Annotated in this window: 19 protein-coding genes; 16 read left to right on the top strand and 3 right to left on the bottom strand. The window is 47.0% G+C overall.

Translation table 11 applies throughout. From position 1 onward, the window contains the following. Positions 1–26 precede the first annotated feature (26 nt). From H8705_RS12280 to H8705_RS12290, 3 genes are all read right to left on the bottom strand, one after another. Positions 27–800 (bottom strand): hypothetical protein, encoded by a 774-nt coding sequence (locus tag H8705_RS12280; RefSeq protein WP_262396082.1) that lies wholly within the window; start codon positions 798–800, stop codon positions 27–29. A 139-nt stretch (positions 801–939) separates the two neighbouring features. After that, positions 940–1,596, bottom strand: coding sequence for a GNAT family N-acetyltransferase (locus H8705_RS12285; protein ID WP_262396083.1), 657 nt, complete (start codon positions 1,594–1,596; stop codon positions 940–942). A 274-nt stretch (positions 1,597–1,870) separates the two neighbouring features. Beyond that, positions 1,871–2,728 (bottom strand): DNA-3-methyladenine glycosylase family protein, encoded by an 858-nt coding sequence (locus tag H8705_RS12290; RefSeq protein ID WP_262396084.1) that lies wholly within the window; start codon positions 2,726–2,728, stop codon positions 1,871–1,873. Positions 2,729–3,173: 445 nt separating this feature from the next. On the opposite strand from H8705_RS12290, the gene H8705_RS12295 reads away from it, so the two are divergent. The 16 genes from H8705_RS12295 (at position 3,174) to pyrF (ending at position 23,194) form a co-directional block, all read left to right on the top strand. Further along, positions 3,174–3,437 carry a hypothetical protein gene (locus H8705_RS12295; protein ID WP_262396085.1) on the top strand — a complete coding sequence of 88 codons (264 nt, stop codon included), beginning with the start codon at positions 3,174–3,176 and terminating at the stop codon, positions 3,435–3,437. Positions 3,438–3,590: 153 nt separating this feature from the next. Next, positions 3,591–4,343, top strand: coding sequence for a 23S rRNA (guanosine(2251)-2'-O)-methyltransferase RlmB (rlmB, locus tag H8705_RS12300; RefSeq protein WP_262396086.1), 753 nt, complete (start codon positions 3,591–3,593; stop codon positions 4,341–4,343). Between the two features lie 53 nt (positions 4,344–4,396). Beyond that, positions 4,397–7,711 (top strand): hypothetical protein, encoded by a 3,315-nt coding sequence (locus H8705_RS12305; RefSeq protein WP_262396087.1) that lies wholly within the window; start codon positions 4,397–4,399, stop codon positions 7,709–7,711. Positions 7,712–8,010: 299 nt separating this feature from the next. Continuing rightward, positions 8,011–10,086 (top strand): elongation factor G, encoded by a 2,076-nt coding sequence (gene fusA, locus H8705_RS12310; protein ID WP_262396088.1) that lies wholly within the window; start codon positions 8,011–8,013, stop codon positions 10,084–10,086. Positions 10,087–10,242: 156 nt separating this feature from the next. Next, entirely contained in the window at positions 10,243–10,743 is a 501-nt protein-coding gene (locus tag H8705_RS12315; protein ID WP_262396089.1) for a DUF4830 domain-containing protein, read from the top strand. 103 nt (positions 10,744–10,846) lie between these two features. After that, complete coding sequence (locus H8705_RS12320) at positions 10,847–11,572, top strand: pseudouridine synthase (protein ID WP_262396090.1); 726 nt, start codon at positions 10,847–10,849, stop codon at positions 11,570–11,572. Positions 11,573–11,861: 289 nt separating this feature from the next. Beyond that, positions 11,862–12,947, top strand: coding sequence for a PucR family transcriptional regulator (locus tag H8705_RS12325; protein ID WP_262396091.1), 1,086 nt, complete (start codon positions 11,862–11,864; stop codon positions 12,945–12,947). Positions 12,948–13,062: 115 nt separating this feature from the next. Beyond that, positions 13,063–13,740: a cell division ATP-binding protein FtsE gene (ftsE, locus tag H8705_RS12330; protein WP_262396092.1), complete on the top strand. Its 678-nt coding sequence runs from the start codon at positions 13,063–13,065 to the stop codon at positions 13,738–13,740. Further along, on the top strand, positions 13,737–14,657 hold the full coding sequence (ftsX, locus tag H8705_RS12335; RefSeq protein WP_262396093.1) for a permease-like cell division protein FtsX: 921 nt from the start codon (positions 13,737–13,739) through the stop codon (positions 14,655–14,657). Before ftsE ends, ftsX begins: the two co-directional genes overlap by 4 nt. Positions 14,658–14,819: 162 nt before the next feature. Continuing rightward, on the top strand, positions 14,820–16,133 hold the full coding sequence (locus H8705_RS12340; RefSeq protein ID WP_262396094.1) for a murein hydrolase activator EnvC family protein: 1,314 nt from the start codon (positions 14,820–14,822) through the stop codon (positions 16,131–16,133). An 87-nt stretch (positions 16,134–16,220) separates the two neighbouring features. Further along, complete coding sequence (locus H8705_RS12345) at positions 16,221–17,606, top strand: S41 family peptidase (protein WP_262396095.1); 1,386 nt, start codon at positions 16,221–16,223, stop codon at positions 17,604–17,606. Positions 17,607–17,881: 275 nt separating this feature from the next. Then, complete coding sequence (gene greA / locus H8705_RS12350) at positions 17,882–18,355, top strand: transcription elongation factor GreA (RefSeq protein ID WP_262396096.1); 474 nt, start codon at positions 17,882–17,884, stop codon at positions 18,353–18,355. An 82-nt stretch (positions 18,356–18,437) separates the two neighbouring features. Further along, on the top strand, positions 18,438–19,943 hold the full coding sequence (gene lysS / locus H8705_RS12355; RefSeq protein WP_392392102.1) for a lysine--tRNA ligase: 1,506 nt from the start codon (positions 18,438–18,440) through the stop codon (positions 19,941–19,943). 100 nt (positions 19,944–20,043) lie between these two features. After that, the gene (locus tag H8705_RS12360; protein ID WP_262396097.1) at positions 20,044–20,673 is read left to right on the top strand and encodes a hypothetical protein; all 630 of its coding nucleotides are present in this window, start codon (positions 20,044–20,046) and stop codon (positions 20,671–20,673) included. 307 nt (positions 20,674–20,980) lie between these two features. Then, positions 20,981–22,273 carry a dihydroorotase gene (locus H8705_RS12365; protein ID WP_262396098.1) on the top strand — a complete coding sequence of 431 codons (1,293 nt, stop codon included), beginning with the start codon at positions 20,981–20,983 and terminating at the stop codon, positions 22,271–22,273. Beyond that, positions 22,274–23,194 carry an orotidine-5'-phosphate decarboxylase gene (pyrF, locus tag H8705_RS12370; protein WP_262396099.1) on the top strand — a complete coding sequence of 307 codons (921 nt, stop codon included), beginning with the start codon at positions 22,274–22,276 and terminating at the stop codon, positions 23,192–23,194. Positions 23,195–23,241: the final 47 nt, after the last annotated feature.

Raw genomic sequence — 23,241 nt, forward strand, 5'->3', positions numbered from 1 at the left:
CTAGCGTCCGGGTTTTTAATTCTTAGTTAATAAGGAGAGGCCTCCAAAAGAACCACATAAGCATCCTCCGGTTCTAACAGAACAACTTTTTTTCCTTTGGATTTCTCCGAGTTTACCTCCTCAATGGAACAGATAAACGGCACGCAGGTAGAAACTGGGGTAAACTCTTCTCCAAAGGTAGATACCGCCCCAATTTTTGATACCCACATTCCAAGCAGTCCCTGCTCGGTAATATAGCCGGCGTAGTCCGGCTCCAAGTTGTTTCCAAAATTATCTGTAAACGTAAAGCGTCCCCCGTCTTTAAGAGGAAAGTTTAAAACCAGATATTCCACGGGGATCCTCTCCAAGGAAGGAAAATAAGTACTGAATGGGACTTTGCGCATTTTTAGGGCCTTCATATTGGTGTACTCAGTGGAGACTTTGCGCAATTTTGTTTTTTTCTCGTCGCTGACCAGGGTCCAGTTTTCGGCAATACCGTCGTCCACGATGTTTACTAGGTTCATCTCTACCTGGACTGCTACCGCGTCGCTGGTAAAGACAACAGAACTGTCCATCACCATAATCTCACTGGCATTTTCCTGCTTCATTGTGGACAGAATAGTGTTCATATTGGTTTTGGACAATAGATTGGAAGCGGTGACCCCCTCTAAGGTGGTGGTATTAATCGCCACTTTAATGGCGTTGACCCCGGCGGAGATTGCAAACAGCACCAGCAAAAACAGCACAAAGACAATAAGCAGCGCAATGACTAACCTGCGCTGATACACAGGTTTCATTCTCTTAAACTGGGCAAAAGTCATGATACTCCGCCACCTTTCCAAATTAAAATCCCTTATGAATTATTATACTAACCCCGCAAAGAATGTCAACTTTTGTCGAAACCAAAAGAAACAAAAAAGACGCCTAAAGGCGTCCTTTTTGCTTTTTTGAGATGGAATGTTATGCCTGAACGGCAGAAGTTTTCCTAATCATACAGAATTGCTTTACCCCATCCGGCAAAACAAAATCCTTGGACATATGAAACCCATAATGCTTGTATATTTGTACGTTTTGAAGATTATTGGTTTCCAACGCGGTTTCCAGGCGGTTTTCATCCGCATACCGTAAAACCGGCGCCATCAGCTTAGAAGCGATTCCCTTGCCCATCATGGACGGTTTGACCGCTAAAATATCCACATGGAGATAGTCGCCCAACGACTCCTTGTTGATCCAGGAGGTTTTTAAAGCGCCCACATGTTTAAAATAGCTGACCAAGGCAGAGGGGCCAAAGCTGTATTTAGTAATTACCTTCAAGGTTTTCCAGCAGCAATCGGCAACCGAGCGCCGATAAGATTTCAGCGGCTGGGAATAGGCGTCTTCCTTGCTGTCAAAAAGGATCACTACGCCATTGATCTGCGCACTGTCCGCATAGATATAGGAAAAGTCGTAGATCATATCAAAATAACATTCAAAAATTTCAGGCAGCGCTTTGCGTCTTAACTCATCATCCTTAATTAGCTTGCAATAAAGAGGGTCGCTGTAAAAACAGTCCGCCAACAGACGGGACACCTCTTTAATATGCCTGTATCTTACCCGATATAGTTCATCACTTAACATTATACCATTCCCCTTAAACTGCTGTCTTGCTTTGTGTCGCCTTCCGTATCGTGGAGTTAAAGCATAAATCCACTATCCGTGCGCCAGACTGAAAAAGAAGAATGTTGTTTTGATGTATTTATTATACCATACCGGCCTTGGTACAAACAAAAGGGATAGATACCGATTTTTTGAGATTTAACCGGATTCCTCCTGATCTATAAAGATAGGGGCCTTTTTTCATAGGCGTTATCTGCCGTAATCCTATTTGTTCGTCCGTCTGCCAAGGGATAAGCTATCCTTCCAAAGAACCTGGACAGGTGCGCACATAATGAAAAATATATTGCTGGGCGATACCTGCCCAGGGCAGCATATATTTAGGCAGTCCCTTGGGAAACAGACGCTCCATAGCGCGTTTAATCCAAACATCTACCGGGAAGCATTCTATCCGTCCGCACCCATACAGCAAAGCACAGTCTGCCACTTTGTTTCCTACTCCGGTGATGGCGGTAAGAACTTCTCTTGCTTGGGGAAGAGGGAGGACTTTTAGGCTCTCCAGATCAACCTGCCCACTGGCAACCTTTTGGGCGGCGTCAATAATATACCGAGCCCGAAACCCGCAGCGCAAAGGCGCGAGATCCTGCGGTGTAAGTTCCGCCAGGCGTTCCGGCCCCGGAAAAGAAAAATATCCGCCGTCCAAGGGATCGCCGAAGGTTTCGCACAACCGGGCTACAATTCCTTTGATCCGTCCTACGTTGTTATTTTGGCTGATGATAAAGGAACACAAAGCTTCCCATGGCTCCTGACGCAAGACACGGATCCCCGGGGCATAGGCGCAGGCGCTGCGCAGTACGGGGTTTTGAGAAAGGAGGGATTTGATTTTCCCGTAGTCACGGGTAAGATCAAAATAATCTTTCCAGAAATTTTCGTATTCCTCCAAAGTGGTCCCTTCAAAATAGAAGGTGGACCCTTTTTGTGAAATATGACAAGAGTGATTCTGGGAAATTCCTATGTAACTTCCGTCCGGCTGCCGATCCCAGCGAAAACATTGTCCGCAGTTTAAGGTCTGGTCCAGATCGAAATCCGGGATATTTTCCAGCATTATTCCACAGTGGGTGGAAACCGGTTGTTTTTTTTGTAAAGTTGGGGTCATTTTCAGGTTCTCCTTAGGTAAGTTTCAAACGGTTACAGTATAACAGATCAAACTTAAAAAATAAACGAAATTTTTTGGTAAATTCTTATGAAACCTCACAAATCAAAACCACACTACATAAAAAAAGATTACTCTAAGTAATTTGCAATTTGGTAAATAATTTGAAAAATTTTTACCTTCTAATAAATTTTAACAAAGCAAAAAGAACGGAATAATCAAAGTTTTCTACTCTTTCCACCGAGTTTTCCACATGATTTTGAAAAAATGGAAAAGTTTTCAACAATTCGTTAATACTTGCAGTATATTTTATTTTCTGAAATCGAACAGAATTTTTGTTAAAATTTGCACTTGACAGGAGAATAAATTAGCCCTTGTAGTTTAAAATATTACGGAAAACTCTTTGTATAAATCAGGTAAAGAACTATATCTTAAGGCGGTGCGGATAATGTTAAAAGGAGTTAGCCAAAAAGTTATTGAAGTGGTGAATACGGACAATAAATATTTTGAAAAAGCCATCTTGTTTTTGCGCCCCCAGCCTATGGGGGAAGAAAACGGACACACTATAAAAAAATATGCCAGCGAATATTTGTCGCAGATAACGTATCAGCCGACGCCCAAAAACAAAAAAAGTCTAATGATCTCCCTTGGAAAAATCATCCTTTCCGCCGGTTTTGGGGCCGCGGTTACCTGCGCATTTTTTCTGCTTTAATAAAATTTAGAGAAAAAGTGGGATTTTTGGATGGAAAAACCACAAAATAGATGAAAAAAAACGTCGAATGATGTAGAAAAGGATATAATCATATGTTATAATACCTCTATATAAAACAAATTGTATAATATTGGGCAGTGACAGGAGGAAGCTATGGGGCAGACGCAGCAACAGGAAAAGGAAGATATCGTAGTAGGCAGAAACAGTGTGATTGAGCTTCTCAAAGGGCAGCGCGCTATCGAATGTGTGTATATCTGCGACGATACTCCCGCCAAAGGTCAGCCGATTTCCCGGATCGTAGCTATGGCAAAAGAAAAAGGCATTCCGGTGAAAAGGGTGGATGAAAAGAAGCTGGAACATATGGCCCCAGGCCTTCATCACCAAGGGGTGGCGGCCTTGGCCGCTGCCTATGAGTACAGCACCTTGGAGGATATTTTTGCCCGGGCGCAGGGAGAGGCGGTATTTATCATTCTCTGCGATTCTATCGAAGATCCCCATAATTTGGGAGCGATTATCCGCACGGCAGAATCCGCAGGAGCCCATGGGATCATCATTCCCAAACGGGGAGGCGTGGGACTTACCCCGATTGTAAGCAAAACCAGCGTCGGCGCAGTTGAACACATTCCTGTGGTCAGGGTGAGCAACCTTGTAAACACGATGGAAAAGCTAAAGGAAAAAGGCGTCTGGATTTATGGGGCCGATATGGACGGACAGCCCTGGGACAAAACCGATTTGAAAGGGAATATTGCTTTGGTAATCGGTTCCGAGGGATTTGGTTTGTCCCGCTTGGTAAAGAAAACTTGCGATGTAATCCTTTCCCTCCCCAGAAAGGGAAAGATTAATTCCTTAAACGCTTCAGTGGCCGCAGGGATATTAATGTATGAAGCGGTTCGGCAAAGGGGATAGCCCCGACAGAAGATACATGGAAATTGTTGAGTACAAGAGGAGTGGAAGCAACGATGGCTCGGGACTACAATGTAGATGATATTTTGGAGGAACTGAGAACCAGGAAGGAAGGGGACCGTCCTCGATATTCCCAGGATACATACGATTATGAAAATACGCGCTCCAGGGAAAGTTCTTATCAAGCTCCCCCCCAGCGTGGATACGGGGAGGAAGGATACTCCCCCCGCCGTCCGGCGGAATATGAACAGAGACGCAGCGCTTCTCATCCGCAGAGCTATGCTTCTCGGCAGGAAGAGGACGGCCGTTTTTCAAGAAATGTAGAAGGATTTGGCCAGCGTCAGCCGGGTTCCCGCCCTCAGCGGCCCTCTCAGCGCCGGCTGCCCCGGCTGGAGGAGGACGCGCCCTTTGGCAAAAGCAATGAGCGGGGATTAAGAGGGTCCAATCCTTATGAAGGAACCACCCGCCGCAGACGGCAGGAGGAATATGGAGATTTTTCCGAATATGGGCGTACTGCGCCCCGCCGGACTGTCAGGGAGCCGGAATATCCTCCCCGCAGGTATGATGAGGAACCGTCTCGCGTCCCCCGTCAGGAAGGATATGCTCCCAGGAGGGAGCCGTCTTACGAACAGCAGGATGCCTACCATCCGCAGCAGCGGCCGGTACGGCGTACGGCTTTTGACCGGGATGACTGGCAGGAAGGGAACAGCGGCCGTTACGGGACCAATCCCATGCGGCCCGACGGATTTGGGGAAGAAGCTTCCCCGTCCTCTCGCCGCCTAAGGGAAGAGGAGAATTACCGTCGGCCGGAAAATTATGCGGCCAGGCCCGCCGCGCCGGATCAGAGCGAAACCTTGGAACAGACGATGCAGCGGGTACGCAGAGATACCGCAGCCGGCACAGAAGAAAGATTTCAGTTTGGAAACGTTCCCGCCCAGGAGGACGTTCCAAGAAAACCGTTTGACTTTGATACGGCTCCTATGGAGCCTTTGCCGTCCCGGCAGGAAGCGCCGGTACAGGAATATCCCCGCGGGAGGGCGGATTTTTTGGATCAGCCGGCCGCGGCAGACAGCCGCTCCTTCTTAGGAAATGACTATCGTCCCCAGGAACAGGACGTCCAAAGATATTCTCCCAGGGAGAGAGAATTTCAAGACTTAGCTTCTTTTACACAGGAGCAGGAGCCGCCTGCAGGCGCGCAGACGGACTTCCCTTACGAGACGGCTCAGACCCCCGCACATACTCCCTCCTGGCAAGAAGAAACGCCTTTTTCCCCTGCGTCGGAGCCGCCTGCGCAGGAGGCTGGCTTCCGATTTGATTTTGGAACCCCGCCGGGGGAGGAGGAGTCAGGGTTTTCTTTAAAAGAGGACTTTCTTTCCGAGGGATTCCAAGACCAGAGCACCCGGATGGATATTCCGTTAGGCGCCCCGCAGGAATTTGAAACGCCGCGGGTTTCGCAGGACGATTATACTCAGGTAATCAGGCAGGAAGAATATCCATCGGAACAGTTCTCCCGCAGGGAAGAAAGAGCCCGCCGGGGAGAGGCTCCGGCAGAATTGGCCCGTTCCCAGTGGCAGGCCTCTTATGCTCAGCAGGAATTTTTAGAGACGGAACCTTTGGCGGAAGATGATTTTACCGCTCCAGAGGACGCCCCGTATGTAGAAAAAGAGATCAAATCGATCAAAACCGGTTTGACGGTCAAATTAGTTATCAGCGGGATTTTGGCGTTTGTGCTTATTTACCTGGCCTTCTCCATTAACCCTCTGCCATTTACTGAAAGCGTGATGCTGCCTCTTCCAAAGCCCATCTTTCCGGAAGAGAATATGCGGTTGTTTATTGCCGCTAATTTGTTGATTACGGTGATCAGCGCTATTGTATGCAGCAATGTGATCGGCGGCGGGATCGTCTCCCTTTGTAAGATGAAGGCGGACAGCGATTCCCCAGTGGCCCTGGCTATGCTGGGGGTGCTCATTCAAGGGATCATGCTGCTGTTAAAACCGGAAATGTTGGACCCGTCCGTGGTGTGTATTTATTTTTCCGTCGCAGGCACAGCGTTGTTTTTCAACCTGATAGGGAAAAAGATGCTGATCAACCGGGTGCAGCGCAACTTCCATTTCCTCACCGGCGAGCGGGAGAAATATGCTTTCCTTCAGGTGAAAAACCGGGAATTTGCGCGGGAGTTCACCCGGGGACTGGGCGCGGATGTAGATCGGGTAGCGTTCAGTACAAAAACAGATTTTATCACGGGATTTTTAGATAAAAGCTATTCTCCCGATTACAGCGAAGGGATTAGCCGTTTGGTGGTTCCCATCAGCTTTGTAGGAAGCATTGTGGTAGCGGCGGTGACCTACATTCTTACCAAGGATATTTTCAGCGCAATCACTGGATTTACCGCGATACTTTGCATCTGCGCGCCGTTTTCCTGTGCGATTATCCCAAATCTGATGCAGGCAAAGGTCACCAAAAAACTTACCCGTATGGGAGCGATGCTGGCGGGCTACTCCACAGCGCAGGAATTGGCGGACACCGATGCGGTAGTGGTCAGCGATAAAGAGCTGTTTGTTTCCGGAAGCGTGCTTCTCCATGGGATGAAGGTGTTCGCAGAAAAGCGGATTGACGAAGCTATTTTAGATGCGGCCAGTGTAATTATCTCCTGTCAGGGGATTATGACCGACGTATTTCTTAATATGGTGGGCAACAACCGCCGGCTGCTTAAGAAAGTGGACAGCGTAGTGTATGAGGATGGACTTGGAATTTCCGCTTGGGTAGATGGAAAAAGGGTCCTGATTGGCAGCAGCCAGCTAATGCGGCATCATGGCATTGAGTGCCCCTCTCGGGATTTTGAAAGCCGTTATGTACGGGATGGGAGACAGGTGCTGTACCTTGCTAATTCCGGAGAACTGAGCGCGATGTTTGTGGTCAGCTACAACGCCGATCCGGATGTGGCGCAGGCGGTGTCCTCCATTGCGGACAGAGGGTTGTCTCTGATTGTATACTCCACCGATCCCAATATTACTTCCGAGCATATTGCGGCGGTATTTGATATCCCCCGGGATCGGGTGAAGGTATTACCTGCCAAGATGCATTCAGAATATAAAACTCTTACCGCACCAAAAGAAAAGGTATCCGCCGGAAGCGCTCATTCCGGAGCGTTGGAAGGGATCCCCGCCTTAATTAAAGGCGCCCAGGCGGTCAAACGCTCGGTTACCATCGGTACAATTACCCAGCTGATCGGAATTATGGCGGGATATGGGTTGGTAGCGTTTATGTCCTTTGCCAATTCCTTGTCCTCCATACAGTTTACGACCATGCTTATGTTCCAACTGGGGTGGTTGGTGCTGGTGAGTCTCATTTGCTCCCTTGGTAAAAAGTAATACAATTTAATGACGCGCGCCTCCCCGGAAATGTTTTCCGGGGAGGCGCGTTTTTTGGAAGGACGTGGGGAATCGCCCAAAAACAAGTTATTATGCTAACGTTTATTTAAATATAAGATGATAATTTGTGCGTTTTTTACAGTATTTTGTATGTTTTTTATACGAAGGCTAATAAGGGTTTTACTTGCTAATGAAATCAATAAACTGTATAATATCAATAGTATGCAACAGGGATTTAATTATAAGTTATATATTCTGACCAAATATTCATTGGCGAACAAAAAAAGGAGTGTATCAACATGAGACAATACTTGGCGGGCAAAATCAGAAATGTTGCCATCGCTGGACACGGCTCCAGCGGAAAAACTTCCCTGACGGAGGCGCTGCTGTTTAAATCTGCGGCAACCGACAGACTGGGAAAGATTATGGACGGCAACACCGTTTGTGATTTCGATCCCGAAGAAATAAAAAGACAGGTATCCGTTTCCAGCGCGGTGGCTCCTCTTAATTGGGGCAGCGTAAAGATCAATCTGATTGACACCCCGGGCTTGTTCGATTTTGCCGCCGGCATGTATGAAGGAATCCGTGCGGCGGAAAGCGTACTCATTGTGGTGTCCTCCCGTTCAGGGGTGACTGTGGGCGCGGAAAAAGCATACAAGCTGGCCCAGCAGATGGGAAAATCCAAAATGTTCTTTGTTTCTAAAATGGATGCGGAGCATGCGGATTTTTATAAGGTTCTGGAAGAATTAAAAGCCAGTTTCGGGCCGTCTATCTGTCCGCTGGTAGTGCCGTATATGGTAGACCATAAAGTAGAATGCTACATCAACCTGGTAGACAACAAGGCATATAAATATAACGATAAGGGCGAACCCACCGAGGTGGCTATGCCGGATACCGGTCACCGTTTGGAAGGGCTGACAGTAGCGATCAGTGAAGCGGTAGCGGAGACGGACGAAGCTTTATTTGAGAAATATTTCTCCGGCGAAGCGTTTACCCGTGATGAAATCCTCAAAGGGATCCACCAAGGGGTACACCAGGGGACGATCACTCCGGTACTGTGCGGTTCCGCCCAGACGCTGGAAGGAATTGACCAACTTCTGGATGCGCTGGTAGACCATCTGCCTTCCGCCTGGGAAGCGGGCGAGGAGAACGCGGTGGACGAAAAAGGAGAAGAGGTCCAGATTGCCTGTACCGACGAGGCGCCCTTGGCGGCATATATCTTCAAAACGGTTGCCGACCCGTTCGTGGGGAAAATGTCCTACTTTAAGGTGGTTTCCGGTAAGCTTTCTTCTGAGATTGTTCCGATTAACGCACGTACCGGTCAGCCGGAAAGATTGGGAAAACTAGCGTATGTCTGCGGCAAAAAGCAGATGGACACCTCTTTTATTACCGCGGGGGACATCGGCGTAGTAACCAAATTAGGGGATTCTGTCACCGGCGATACCCTTTGTGATCCTAAACGAATCGTGAAGTTTGCTATGGTAAACTTCCCAGCGCCAACCCTTTCGATGGCGGTGAAAACCAAGCAGAAAGGCGACGAAGGTAAGGTCGCTCAAGGAATGGTACGTCTGATGGAGGAAGATCCAACCCTCGGCTTTGAACAAAACGCAGAAACCCATCAGCAGGTAATCTCCGGTTTGGGCGAGCAGCATCTGGATGTTGTGGTTTCCAAATTGAAAAATAAATTCGGGGTAGATATCGACCTGGAAAAACCAAGAGTGGCTTACCGCGAGACCATCCGCAAAAGCGTGAAGGTCCAGGGACGGCATAAGAAACAGTCCGGCGGCCACGGCCAATACGGCGACGTTTGGATCGAGTTTGAGCCGTATGATGGGGAAGAACTGCTGTTTGCTGAAAATGTATTCGGCGGCTCGGTTCCCAAAAACTTCTTCCCGGCGGTAGAAAAAGGTCTGCAGGACTGCGTCAAGAAAGGCGTGCTGGCAGGATATCCTATGGTTGGTCTGAAGGCTACCTTATACGACGGCTCCTACCACCCGGTAGACTCCTCGGAAATGGCCTTTAAGATGGCGGCTACTCTGGCTTATAAGTCGGGGATTCCCCAGGCGTCTCCGGCACTGCTGGAACCAATCGGCAATCTGAAAGTATACGTACCGGACAGCAATACCGGTGATATGATCGGGGAACTGAACAAACGCCGCGGCCGTGTTCTTGGAATGAACCCGGCGGAGGATGGTCTGCAGATGATCGAGGCGGAAGTGCCTATGAGCGAAATGCACGACTTTACTACGATCCTTCGTTCCACCACCCAGGGCAGGGGCTACTTTACCCTGGTCTTTGAGCGCTACGAATTGCTTCCCACACAGTTGGAAGCAGCGGTGATCGAAGATGCCAAAGCAATGAACGAGGAAGAGTAATATCACTTATGCCCAAATAACTTCTATTTCCATAAAGTCATCCTTCAAACACCGCCGGAAACGGCGGTGTTTGAGTTTGTAGGAGACGGCATATAATTGCGCCTGGATACGTATATATTTATATGAAATATATGTAAAAGAGGTGGGCGGTGTTTTATGCTGACAATTTCTATAAAAATTACCCCGAAGCGGATCGGGATATTCTGCGTGGCGGTAGCGATAGCGGCTACGGGCACCTTATGGGTGAAATCCCTATTTGCCATGAGAGCGGAAAACCAGACCGCGGCTCTGCCGGAAAAAATAAAGGTAGAAAAGGCCCCGGCAAAGACGAACCAGCAGCGAGTGGAGTTCTTATCCCAGTTTGGCTGGACAGTCCAGGAGGAGCCGGATGAAATTCTAGAGGTAGTCATCCCAAAGGAGTTTGACGAGGTGTACCAGCAGTACAACGAGATTCAAAAGGCACAGGGGTGCGATTTGGAGAAATATGCCGGAAAACGGTGTAAGAGGTACAGTTATAATATTACCAACTACCCGGATCATCCGGAAAATATTCATGGAAACTTGATTGTCTATAATGGAAAAATTATCGGCGGGGATGTATGCTCCCTGGAATTGGATGGATTTATGCATGGTTTTGCGATTGCATCCGCCCAGTAAAATATGGTACAATTAGACAAAATCGTGTTAAATTCATTGTAAAAGCTGATTCCCGGCAGATGTTTTGAAAAAGATAGCCTGCCGGGAACTTACGAGGTGGACTATGGCGTTTTCAAAGGGACGGGATCGAATTGACAAAGTGGTGGCGGCCCAAACCAGCCTTTCCCGCAAGGATGTACATAAGCTGCTTAGCAAGGGGAAGGTTACGCTCAATGGAGAGGTGGTGCGAAACTTTGACAGCCGTGTGGATATGGAGAAGGACAGGCTGGAAATTGAGGGAAAAGTGCTGCATTTGCGCCGGTACTCCTACCTGATGCTCAATAAACCCCAGGGGGTGGTGTGCGCCACCCAGGACGCGGCCCTGCCTACGGTGATCGATCTGGTGCCCCAGCAGCTGCGCCGAAAAGGACTGTTTCCTGCAGGAAGGCTGGACAAGGATACGGAAGGGTTTGTGCTGATTACCAACGACGGGGAGCTGGCCCATCGGATATTGTCTCCTAAAAGCCATGTGCCCAAGACATACACCGCCCTGCTGGACAAGCCGGCGGGGGAGGAGATAGCCGCCGCTTTTCACAAAGGAGTGGTGCTGGACGGGGTGAAATGCCTGCCGGCACAGCTGGAGGTCCTGGAAGATGACGGGAAGAAAGTCAGAGTGGTGATCCGGCAGGGGATGTATCATCAGATCAAGAGAATGTTTCTGGCCTTTGGAATTACGGTGGAGTACCTGCGCCGGGAAAAAATCGGAGGACTTTCTTTGGACGAGGATTTGCAGCTTGGTAAATGTAGGGAACTTAGCCAAAATGAGGTAGAGCTTCTCCGCCTAAAATAGCGTAAAGCTGGAATTTATGGCAATGTTCAGGATTACAGGTAAAAATAACCAAAGAATTGTGAGGAAGCTGTTCAAAATTTCGACAAACTTTTTTCACATATTAGGCATGGAAAAGTAGTATTATTGGAAAAAAGTATGTTTGACAGCTATCTTTTTAAAAAAATAATCATTATTCAACAACAAATACGATAAATTGTATTGCAAATTATACAAATTTGTTGTAAAATAACGATGATAGACTTGTATTCGGGAAAAATGCAATTTATTACGAGTAAAAGAGGGGATAGAAATGTCAAACAGGCTTTTCCAAGGTATCGTTCATCAAATGCGGGATTGTATCGACAGAGTGATCGGTGTCGTAGATGACAGCGCTACGATTATCTCCTGCAGCGATCTGACTAAAATTGGTGAAACCAGCGATTTCTTTACCATCGACGTAGGTGACATGAACGAAGTTTTTGTTCGTGACGGCTATACTTATAAACCTTTTGGCAATAAGATGAAACCGGAATTTGCCGTATTCGTCGAGGGCGTAGATGATCTGGCGACGAAATATTGTAATATTTTGTCCATTTCTCTTTCTTCCATCAAACAGTATTATGATGAGAAATATGACCGGAATAACTTTATTAAAAACGTTATTTTGGATAATATCCTTCCGGGCGATATTTATGTAAAAGCCCGTGAGCTGCATTTTAATACCGATTCTACCCGTGTAGTGCTGCTGATCAGAATTGTAGCTTCCAATGATATTTCCGCTTTCGATGTGATACAGAACCTTTTCCCGGATAAGCAGAAAGACTTTGTGTTCAATATTTCCGAAAGCGATATCGTTTTAGTCAAGGAAACAAAGGCCGGAATAGAATCCAAAGACCTGGAAAAACTGGCTCGTTCCATTGTAGACACCCTGGGCAGCGAGTTCTATACCAAGGTGGTTGTGGGTATCGGCACCTCGGTGATGGGCGTCAAAGATTTGGCGCGCAGCTTTAAAGAAGCGCAGGTAGCCTTGGAGGTAGGAAAGGTATTTGACACAGAAAAGGCGATTGTAAGTTATGACAATCTGGGAATCGCCAGACTTATTTATCAGCTTCCCACCACCCTGTGCGACATGTTTTTGCGGGAAGTATTCAAAAAAGGCTCGATTGAGAGCCTGGATCACGAGACCCTGTTTACCATCCAAAAATTCTTTGAGAATAATCTGAATGTGTCGGAAACCTCCAGAAAGCTTTTTGTACACAGAAATACGCTGGTTTACCGTCTGGAAAAGATTAAAAAGCTCACCGGCCTGGATCTGCGTGAATTTGACCATGCCATTATTTTTAAAGTTGCCTTGATGGTGAAAAAATATCTGACGGCAAATCCAGTAAAATATTAATTTGTTTTGGGATTGCCACAAAAGTTCGAATATAGGGAAAAACGTAAATAGGTTTACTGTTTTTCAAACAAAATTGGCCTGTTGAAAAACGGGCCTTTTCAAAGGCGGTGTACCAGTGATCGAATTTGTCAATGTGTCCAAGGTTTATAAAACCGGGACCCATGCTCTTAATAACTTCAATGTGAGTATTGACAGAGGGGAATTTGTATTTGTTGTGGGACCTTCGGGCGCTGGCAAGAGCACCTTTATTAAACTGTTAATGAGCGAGGAAAAACCTTCTTCAGGGGAGATTTATGTCAACGGGCAGAATTTGGTTAGGTTGAAGCGAAGGAAAATCCCTTATTTTAGAAGGACCTTGGGCGTTGTGTTTCAGGACTTTAGGCTGATCCCCAATATGACTGTTTATGATAATGTAGCTTTTGCTTTGCGGGTGACTAATGTACCAAGTAAGGAAATACGCAGCCGCGTGCCATACATATTGAGCTTGGTGGGGCTTTCCAACAAGGCGAAAAGCCTGCCGGAACATCTCTCCGGAGGAGAACAGCAGCGCGTGGCGCTGGCGCGGGCGCTGGTGAATAACCCTTCTCTCATTATTGCGGACGAGCCTACAGGTAATATTGACCCGGAGCTTTCCTTTGAGATTGTGGATCTGCTCAGCGAGATTAATAAATGCGGGACAACCATTGTTATGGTGACCCATGAGCATGATCTGGTGTCGGAATTTAACCACCGGGTAATTACCATCGACCATGGTACTCTTGTTTCAGACGACTGGAATGGGGGGTATCGATGATGAGGGGAAGCAGTTTTGGATATTTAATCAAAGAGGGCGCTAAAAATATTTATGCCAACCGGCTGATGTCCTTCGCTTCCATTGGAACGTTGGTGGCATGTATGCTGCTCATAGGAAGCGCCTTGCTTTTTTCCATTAATGTAAACAGCTTTGTAGGCTATATAGAAGAACAAAATGAAGTGGTAGCGCTGATTTCTGACGACGCTACGGAACAAGAGGTGGAGGATATTTCCAATCAGTTGACCCTGATTGATAATATATTGGATTTCACCTATGTTTCCAAAGAGCAGGCGATTGAGGAACAGATGGCCTTATATGGAGAGAGCGCGTTTTTGCTGGAGGATTTTGAAGGGGAGAACAACCCGGAAAATCCTTTGCCTAACTCTTTCCGGCTTCGGATTAAGGATTTGTCCATCCTCTCCTCTACAATTATGAAGCTGGAAGCGGTGGAAGGAATAGAGAGCGTAAAAGCTCCTACGGAAGTAGCGGAAATTCTTTCCAGTATCAAACGTGCCGTGTATTCCGGCGGGATGTTTATTGTGCTCATTCTGATGGCGGTATCCTTGGTGATTATCGCAAACACGATTAAAATTACAGTTTTCAATCGGCGTAAAGAAATTAATATCATGAAATATGTGGGAGCAACCGATGGATTCATTCGGCTTCCGTTTATTGTAGAAGGCTTTTTGCTGGGAATTATTTCCGCGGTACTCGCGTTTGGAGTGCTGTGGGTAGGATACAATTACGTGCTCCAGGTTCTGGCGGAAAACCCTTCCGCCTGGATTAATCAGATTTATCAGAACACGATCCCCTTTCAAAAAGTCGCCTTACAGATGGCGGCCTGGTTTGGCGGCGGCGGTATTGGGATCGGTGTGTTTGGCAGCATGTTTTTCGTGAACAAATATTTGAAAGTTTAATAGGTGTAAGGCGCATGTCGGCAGTACTGAAGGAGGTCTTCCGTCCAGGTACTGCTGCTGCCTTCTTTCGGCGCAGATGAAATGAGCCGAAGAAGCCTTTTGGACACCGATTCCTAGCCATGCGGCTGGGATGGTAAACTGGAGATTTTGGGGGTAATGAAAATGGATTCGAAAGGAAAGCGGATATTCGCAGCAGTAATGGCGGTTTTTCTTGCTTTGAGTATACTTGTGCCGTCTTTGGCGGTAATTGTAAATGCGGATGATGATGACCACATTCTTACAGACGAAGAGATCGAGGCGGCAGAGGCTGAACGGTTAAAAAATGAAGGTCAGCAGGAGGAAGAGGACGAAGAGGAAAGTTCCTATCAGGCGGATGATTATTCGGAAGAAAAGGCGGATTTGAAGGACTTAAACGCCCGGCTCAGCGAACTTCAGAGCCAGCAGAACGCGATCCAGCAGAAAATCAATGCGGCTAAATCAGAAAAGGACAAGCAGTTAGCCCAAAAACAGCAGATTGATACAGAAATGCAGTTCACCTTGGCCCAGCTGGATGTGCTCAATCAGCGGATTACTCTTTTGGAGGAAAATATTGCTCAAAAAGAGGATGAAATGCAGATCAAGCAAAAGGACATCGATAAAAATTACGAGCTGTTTAAACAGCGCCTGCGGGCGAATTATATTGCCGGAAATTCCAGCACGATTGGCATGGTACTGGGAGCGGACAGTTTTTCCCAGTTTCTGCTGCGGGCGGAAGTGGCTACTCGGATCTCTCAGTATGACCAGGATGTAATCGATACTCTAACCCGGGAAAAAGAGGCCCTCAATGCGATTAAAGTTTCGCTGGATAAAGATAAGGCCGATCTGGAAAAAGACAAAAAAGAGATGGAAGAGAAAAAACAGCAGCTGGATACCCAGTTAAAGGAAACGCAGGATAAAATCCAGGATATCGCGGCTATGGAGCAGGAATTTTTAGCGAATAAAGAAGCGCTGACGAAGCAGATGCAGGAAGTCCAGGCGGTCATCACCGCTATTTATGATAAGATTAACGCTAACTCCAGCAATATCCCATATGTAGGCGGTGAGATGATGTGGCCTTCCCGGACGCTGGCCCAGATCACCTCTTCCTTTGGTTCCCGTTTTGGCGGCAACGATTACCATACAGGCATTGACATTTCCGGTGGCGGCGCCATGGGATCCCCTGTTTTGGCGGCCAATACGGGGACAGTGGCACATGTAACTACCAACTTTACTCCGGGCTATGGATATGGGAAGTATCTGATCATTGACCACGGCGGCGGAAAAACGACTTTGTATGCCCACTGCAGCTCAATTTCCGTTTCTGAAGGAGATACTGTGGTAAAGGGACAGGAGATTGCAAAGGTTGGTTCCACCGGATGGTCTACCGGTCCGCACATTCATTTTGAAGTGCGTATCAACGGAAAGGCAGTAAATCCGATGGGATATGTATCTGCATGATGTGTATGAGCTTAATTTGCTTTGAAGGGTTAGAAAAATGTTGGGCCATCGGCAAAGGTAGAGATCATTTTACAAGGAGCAAAAGAGATGAATAAAAAAATTCCTCTTGGCGCAGCCATTGCGTTTATGGCAATTATTGCTGCTGCTACCTTTTCAATTACCAGGGTTTACTCTATGCAAACCTTTAATGATAAGGTATACAGTATTAAAGAACGAGAATCCATGTATAGCAAAGTTGCCGAAATTGACCGTATTTCGCGGCAGAACTATGTGGAACCTATTGATGAAAATGAATTGATGGATTCGGTTGCCGCGGGGTTTGTAAACGGCCTTGGCGACCAGTATTCTCAGTACATTGACGCGCAGAAATACGCCGCGATGCAAAAGGAGTACGGTGGGAAATCGGTTTCTATTGGTATTGTAACTAAGATGGACGAAAGCGGGTATATTCTTATAAGCGAAGTCTATCCCGATTCCCCGGCCCAGGCAGCCGGGATTGAGGCGGGAGACTTGATTATTAAAGTCGATGATCTGGATGTCAAAACGGACAACTACAGCGAAGCGGTAGCGATGCTCCGGGGCGAGCCGGGAACAAAGATGACCATCGTCCTGCGTAAAGGGGTAGAGGACATCACATTGGAGATGACCAGAAGGTTTGTCGAGGTGCCGTCGGTGAACAGTATGATGTTGGAGAACAATGTGGGCATGATTGTGATTAAAGAGTTTAACGACAACACGCTGGATCAATTCAATAAGCAGGTAGACAGACTCATTGATGAAGGCGCTCTTGCGTTGATTTTTGATGTGCGCGGCACCAGTTCCGGGACTCTGCGTTCTGTAACCCAGGTCCTTGACCGGCTTCTGCCGGAAGGCCCGCTGGTATATAGTATCGATAAGAATGGAAATTCTACTATATTAGAAACCTCAGACTCCCGTGAGGTTCAGCTGCCTATGACAGTTTTGGTAAATGAAAAGACCTCAGGGGAAGCGGAACTTTTCGCGGCTGTTATTCGGGATTACCAGAAAGGCTGGATTGTTGGGGTTAAAACAGTAGGCAAAGGTTCTATGCAGACTACCTTCCCGCTGACGGATGGCAGCGCAATCCAGATTACCACTGCAAAATATAAACCGCCGGTCAGTCCCAGTTATGATGGCGAAGGGGTAAAACCGGACTATGAAGTGAAGATTACAGAAGAACAGCAAAATCTGGTAGACACCCTTGGAGTGGCGAATGATCCACAGGTAAGCAAAGCTCTTGAAATTGCGGTCGCCGCCTTAAAACAGCTCCAAAGCGGGGATAATGCAACCACTTCTTCTCAAGCCGCAGCTTCTTCTAGTAACGCCGCAGATACCTCCTCTTCGATAGAGGAGAGCTCCTCCCAACAGGAGAGTTCTTCTGAGCAGTCCTCAGAAGAAACAGAATCTCAAGGAGAGTCCAGTACTGCCCCAGCATCTTCCCAGGCGGCCGCTTAAGACAGTGTTTTTTACAAAAAAAGAACGCCGAAAGGCGTTCTTTTTATACTTTTTAACGCATAGAATAGGACTAGTATTTATGGACGTCCAATTTTATATTTTGAAAAATTTTGGGAAGAGGAGGGAGTTTGTAAATTTTACAATAAAATTTTTTACCGCTCTTGACATAATTCAACGATTTGACTATAATACTAACCATTATCAGTTGATGCCCTTATGAAAAATTCGCTTATATAAGCTGGCTATAAATATTATCAGCTAGAAGGAGAAAAAAGATGTCCACAGAATTATTAATGACAACCGAAGGCTATGAGGCCTTAAAAAAAGAATTAAATGAATTGAAAACCGTTACCCGTGGAGAAATATCGGAGAAAATCCGTGTTGCCAGAGGGTTTGGCGACCTGTCAGAAAACAGCGAGTATGATGAGGCGAAAAATGAACAGGCCGTGGTGGAGGCCCGGATTAAACGGCTGGAGGACCAGCTCAAATCGGTCAAGATTATTTCCAAAGAGGAACTGCCTAAAGATGTGGTCACCATCGGCTCTAAAGTGAAAATATTGGACCTTGAATATAATGAAGAAATGGAATATGTTATTGCCAGCTCGGTGGAATCTCATCAGTCGCTTAATACGATTTCTGATGAATCCCCTGTGGGAAAAGGCCTTATGGGTCACAAGGTGGGAGATGTGGTGGAAATTCAGGCCCCTGCCGAAACCTTAAAACTGAAAATTCTCGAAATAGGTCTTTAATTAAAAAAGCAGGCTATGCAAAGCCTGCTTTTTTTGTTATAATAGTTAAGATAAATCCCAATTAGATAAAGGATGTGTAAAAATGAGCGAAGTGAACGAGGTAATGATACCCCAGGAGGACGCCGAACAGAATTTATCGGAGGTGCTCCAGGTAAGAAGGGATAAACTTGCGGCGTTAAAACAAGACGGCAAAAACCCTTTTGAAATCACTACCTATGACCGTACCGCCTATGCCAGCCAGATTGTTGATGAATTTGATAACTATGAAGGAAAAATTGTCAGCATCGCCGGGCGGATGATGAGCCGTCGGGGGATGGGAAAAGCTTCTTTTATCGATATTGCAGATATGTCCGGGCGCATCCAGAGCTATGTAAAAATTGATATTGTAGGCGAGGACAGCTATAACGATTTTAAAAAATGGGATATTGGGGACATTATTGGGGTGGAAGGAGAATGCTTCCGTACACACAAAGGGGAGATCTCTATTAAAGCCCATAAGATTATCCTGCTTTCCAAATCATTGCAGCCGCTGCCGGAAAAATGGCATGGCCTGAAGGATACGGAACTTCGCTACCGTCAGCGCTATGTGGACTTGATTGTAAATCCGGAGGTAAAGGATACCTTTATAAAACGTTCTAAAATTATCCGCTGCATCCGCTCCTACCTGGATAATTTGGGATTTTTGGAAGTAGAAACCCCTCTTCTGCATCCGATTGCCGGCGGAGCGAATGCCCGTCCGTTTATTACCCATCACAATACTTTGGATATGGACATGTACCTGCGCATTGCTCCGGAGCTGTATCTGAAACGGCTGATTGTAGGAGGTTTTGACAAGGTATATGAATTGGGAAGAATGTTCCGGAATGAAGGGATGGATACCCGTCATAATCCGGAGTTTACCATGATTGAAATGTACCAGGCGTACACCGATTATTATGGAATGATGGATCTGGCGGAGAATTTGATCCGCTATGCCGCTCAAGAGGTGCTGGGCACCACCCAGATTGTATACGACGGAGTGGAGATGGACCTTTCCAAACCCTTTGAGCGTTTAACAATGGCAGATGCAGTGAAAAAATTCAGCGGCGTTGATTTTAACCAGGTAAAAACTCTGGAGGAAGCCAGAGCTTTGGCCAAGGAACATCACATTGAGTATGAACAGAGACATGGCAAGGGAGATATCCTAAATCTGTTCTTTGAAAAATATGGGGAAGAGAAGATGATTCAGCCTACGTTTATTATGGATCATCCAGTGGAAATCTCCCCGCTTACGAAAAAGAAACCCTCTAACCCGGAATACACAGAACGTTTTGAACTGTTTATCCTGGGAAGAGAGTATGCCAACGCATACAGCGAGCTCAACGACCCGCTGGATCAGCGGGAGCGTTTTGAGCATCAGGCGGCCTTAAAAGCAGCCGGCGATGCGGAAGCCAATGATATTGATGAAGATTTTATCAATGCGCTGGAATATGGCATGCCGCCTACAGGAGGAATGGGAATCGGCGTGGATCGTCTGATCATGCTGCTGACCGGCAGTGCTTCTATCCGTGACGTGCTACTGTTCCCCACCATGAAGCCAAGAGATTAAAATGACAGCGGGGAGATTTTTTTAAGAAAAATCTCCCCGTATCCCTGCAGCAGAGCAGTTGGAAAAAATGGGCGCTTGAGCGCAGTAAGGAGGATGGATAATGAAGACGGCGGCAAAAAATCTCCGAGGATCTCTGGATATAAAAAAAGCGGTGTCGGCAATAATCGTATTTGGAATTATTGTCGCTCTGGTTTATGTCGCGGTCTTATACGCATCTTCCAGCGACGACGACTACCAGGCGGTGATGATCGCGGTGAGGGGCTATTTATCGGAAGAGCAGAAAATTGCACTGCAGGAACAGGTGATCCGGTATCGGCCGCAAACCCAGGACGAGGAAGAGATGGAAATCACTTTTTTAGAGTTCCCAGCCTCGGAAGGGACAGAAAGTACCGTCGCTACCTCCCAGCTGTTTAACCAGCTGGTACAGGAGATCAAAACCGGAAATGCAGACTTGTACTTTCTTGATAGCTATGTATACGGGCTGCTTGGGGATGAAACCTTATTTGAGGATTTATCCCAGCTGTACCCGGATGCGCCGGGACTGTCGGAAAAATATCGGTTTAAAATTAACGGGACGGACTTTGGAGCTGTGGACAGTTTGAAAGAACTGCCGGAACTTTATGCGACATTGCGCAGCGCAGCATCCAGCGCAGTGAATAAAAATCCAGTCACGATCCAGCGGTATGAATGGCAGAAGCAACTTCTGGAGAAGATTGTGTATGCAAGGTAATTCTTGCGGATTTTCTCCATACATAACAAAAGATATCTTGTATTTGCCCCAAAAACTATCATTTTGACATCTGGACAAAAAAATGAAAACAATGTATAATTATACATACAAAGTAGGGAAGGAGAATAGGTGAAGTTGGGAACGATGGTATTACAAAAGAAGAGCCTCCCGTGTTTCCTATTTTCTTTTTTCAATCGGCCATTTATCCATTTTCACCTATCCATTTTTAATGGATAGGTATTTTTATAACCAAAAGAATAAAAATACTCTATAAAGTTGAAAAAATATGCAGAATATTGGGAGGGAAATGAATTTGAATACATTGGTGATAAAAAATGCTCATGTTATTGATCCTTCTCAAAAAATAGATGATATCTGTGATGTAATGATAATCCATGGGAAAATTGAGAAGTTGGGAAAGGATCTGCCCGACGACGGCCGGCAGACGCTGGACGCCAGCGGGCTGGTGATGGCGCCGGGGCTGGTGGATATGCATGTGCATCTGCGGGACCCAGGATACACCCACAAGGAAGATATTATTACCGGATGCAATGCGGCGGCAGCGGGAGGAGTTACCTCCATCGCTTGCATGCCAAACAGCAACCCGGTGTGCGATCATCCGGATGTGGTGAAATATATTTTGGGCCGTGCCCAGCATGCCAAAGCCAAGGTATATCCGGTAGCGGCGATTACTAAAAGCTTAAAAAGCGAGGAGCTTGCCGACATACCCGCCCTGCGAAGCGCCGGGGCGATTGGAATCAGCGACGACGGAAAACCGGTGGCAAACCATCAGTTGATGCTTCAGGCGCTGCGCTGCGGGAGCAGCGAAGGGATATGCGTTATCTGTCACGCGGAAGATTTAAATATTGTAAGTAAAGGAATTATGCATAAAGGAGAGATTAGCGCTCGGCTGAAAGTACAGGGGATTGACAGGGCCAGCGAGGACTGCGATACCGCGGCAATGGTTGCTTTGGCCGCCGCTTCCCATACGCGGGTGCATATTGCCCACGTAAGTACAAAAGGTTCGGTAGAAATTATACGGGATGCGAAAGCGCGGGGGGTGCAGGTAAGCTGCGAGACAGCGCCTCATTATTTCTCCCTTACCCATGAGATGCTGTTAGAAAGGGACGCCAACTACCGAATGAACCCGCCTTTGCGGGAAGAAGAAGATAAACAGGCGATTATCCGGGGAATACAGGATGGAACGATCGATTGTATCGCTACTGACCATGCGCCTCATACCGTCTATGAAAAAGCGGATTTTGAAAGCGCGCCCAATGGAGTAATCGGATTGGAAACCTCTCTGGCGGCAGGATTGACCTATCTGGTTCATCCGGGGCTGATCAGCCTCAACCGCCTGATTGAAATGATGACGATCAAACCGGCAAATATTCTGCGAATTAACGCCGGGTCTTTAAAAGAAGGGATGCCTGCGGATTTGGTGCTGTTTGATCCAAAGTATCCATGGGTAGTAAACAAGGAAAAGTTTTGTTCTAAATCTCAGAACACCTGTTTTGATAAAGCAAAAATGACCGGCCGGGTCCGCTACACCTTCCTGGACGGGCAGATGGTTTACCAATATACGGAGGAGGACGCGTAATTGAAAAAGCTAATAGAAAAGATCATCCAGACAAAAAATCCGACGGTGGTAGGTTTGGATCCGACCCTGGATTACATCCCCCAGTATTTAAAACAAAAGTACTTTGAAGAGTATGGTTATACTTTGAAAGGCGCGGCGAAAGCGTACTACGCGTTCAATAAAAAAATTATCAACGCTATCTGTGACATTGTCCCGGCGGTAAAACCGCAATGTGCTTACTATGAAGCTCTGGGCTGGCAGGGAATGAAAACCCTGGCAAAAACTATCCAGTATGCCCGATCCAAGGGAATGTATGTAATTACCGATGGCAAGCGAAATGATATCGGTTCTACCATGCAGGCTTACGCCACCGCCCATTTGGGACAGATATCTGTCGATGGGGTGCAAACGCCGGCCTTTGGCGCGGATGCGCTGACAGTAAACGGTTATCTGGGCACCGATGGGATATCACCGCTTCTTTCCGTCATGAATGAGGATCAGGGGATTTTTGTTTTGGTAAAAACCTCCAACCCTTCCTCCGGAGAGCTGCAGGATCAAAAAATTGGAGAAAACAGCGTATATGCGGTTATGGGAGATATGTGTGAAAAATGGGGGGAAGGTTCCATTGATCCATATGGTTATTCACAGGTAGGAGCAGTAGTGGGGGCTACCTATCCCCAACAGTTAGGCGAACTGCGAAGACGATTGCCTCACACCTTCTTTTTGGTGCCGGGTTATGGGGCCCAGGGCGGCGGAGCGAAGGATGTGGCTGGCGCTTTTGACGAAAATGGGCTGGGAGGCATTGTAAATTCCTCCCGGGCGATACTCACCGCGTGGAAAAAAGAGGGAAGCGACGGGGTAGACTTCGCAGAGACTGCCCGCCGGGAAGCGCTTCGTATGAAAGAGGATATTATTTCGGTAATTGCGCCGATAAAAGGGTAATTTACCAGGCAGGCGGAAAACCTGCTTATAGATAGGGAGGCAAGTGT

Origin of the sequence: Youxingia wuxianensis (genome assembly GCF_014385085.1) — a bacterium.
In the GTDB taxonomy this organism is placed as follows: Bacteria; Bacillota; Clostridia; order Oscillospirales; family Ruminococcaceae; genus Youxingia; species Youxingia wuxianensis.